The sequence below is a fragment of the Streptomyces sp. UNOC14_S4 genome, assembly GCF_020740835.1.
Classification (GTDB): domain Bacteria; phylum Actinomycetota; class Actinomycetes; order Streptomycetales; family Streptomycetaceae; genus Streptomyces.
The window spans coordinates 1-1247 of the sequence record NZ_JAINFC010000934.1; the positions used below are offsets into that span (position 1 = coordinate 1).

The window sequence follows — 1247 nt, forward strand, 5'->3', positions numbered from 1 at the left end:
GGATGTGGTCACTGTCACATCGGTCATGCGGTGATTGTCGCTGTTGCGGCGGGCGGGCGCGCGACGAGCGGGGTGACGGGCTTCCGTACTCTGGAGGCATGAGCACTGCCTCCGAGCCCGCGCCGCGGCCGCGCAACCCCGCCGCCGCATTGATCTTCGACGACCCGCTGTCGCAGCAGTCCTCGGACGACACGGACCGCGGCTGGGGCGAGCGGCCGACCGGCGGTGACAGCGCCGCCGATCTGGCGCGTTTCCTGGACGAGAAGCCGCCCCACCACATCTGAGCCCGCGAGCGTGCCCGGGGACCCGGCGGCGCCGTGGCTCCGGAGAGCGTCGGTGCTCCGCGCCGCACCCGAGGCTCGGGCGCCACCTGAGATGCGGGCCGCACCTGAGATGCGGGCCGCGCCCGAGGTACGGGCTGGGCCCGAGGTACGAGTCGGGCTCGCGTGACGAGTCGGCTCCCGACCTGCGGCAGGGGTCGGTGCCGGGCGGTCATCAGCGCTGAGCGGGCACCTTCTCCGCCTCCGGGCCGCGGTGCTGGTCGAGCAGCGCGTCCCGGATCTGCTCCAGCAGCTCGACCTCGGTGAGCTTGCTCGGCTCGGTGGGCTTCTTGGCCGCCTGGCGGTCCTGCCAGCGCTTCATGGGCAGCAGCATCAGGAAGTAGACGACCGCGGCCGTGATCAGGAACGTCAGCGAGGCGCTGAGCACGGTGCCCCACTGGATGAAGACACCCTTGGTCACTTCCCCGGCGCTGTTCTTCGCACAGGGGCCCTTGAGGCAGGCCGCGTAACGGTCGAGGTCCTTGGTGCCGAAGGCGCCGATGACCGGGTTGATCACGCCCTTGACCACCGAGTTGACGATGTTGGTGAACGCCGCGCCGATGACAACGGCGACCGCGAGGTCGATGACGTTGCCCCGCATCAGGAATGCCTTGAAACCGCCAAGGACGCCTGTCTTCTTCTCGCTCACCGAGCAGCCTCTCTGTATCTCTGCCTCCTCCGGTAGTTCCGGAATGGAGGCTTCTGTTAGCTCTGGAGGATTTTGCCAGGTCTGAGCGTTCTGTCGGGTTGATCATGCGAAGCGGTAGTGCGTCAGCGCGGGCAGGCACAGGAGGGTCACCGCCCCCGCAGCAGTGACGATCACGGCCGTGAGGCGGCGGCTCCGGAGAGCCCGCCAGGGCCGTCCGTAGCGGGCCTTCCCCACGCGGACCGGGGCGAAGTGCGGCAGCGCGTACGTGGGTGGGGGCG

The 1247-nt window shown here is 69.6% G+C and carries 2 protein-coding genes; one reads left to right on the forward strand and one right to left on the reverse strand.

All coding sequences use genetic code 11. The features are described from left to right. The first annotated feature begins 98 nt into the window (after positions 1-98). A complete protein-coding gene (locus K6I34_RS37125) occupies positions 99-284 on the forward strand; it encodes a hypothetical protein (RefSeq protein WP_229332416.1) in 186 nt (61 codons plus the stop codon). A gap of 211 nt (positions 285-495) precedes the next feature. Here the strand turns inward: K6I34_RS37125 and mscL are convergent, their stop codons facing one another. After that, positions 496-969 (reverse strand): large conductance mechanosensitive channel protein MscL, encoded by a 474-nt coding sequence (mscL, locus tag K6I34_RS37130; RefSeq protein ID WP_229332417.1) that lies wholly within the window; start codon positions 967-969, stop codon positions 496-498. Between the last annotated feature and the right edge of the window lie 278 nt (positions 970-1247).

Coding starts and splice junctions, on each gene's coding strand:
- K6I34_RS37125 (WP_229332416.1), top strand. CDS start 99: ATGAGCACTGCCTCCGAGCCCGCGCCGCGGCCGCGCAACCCCGCCGCC.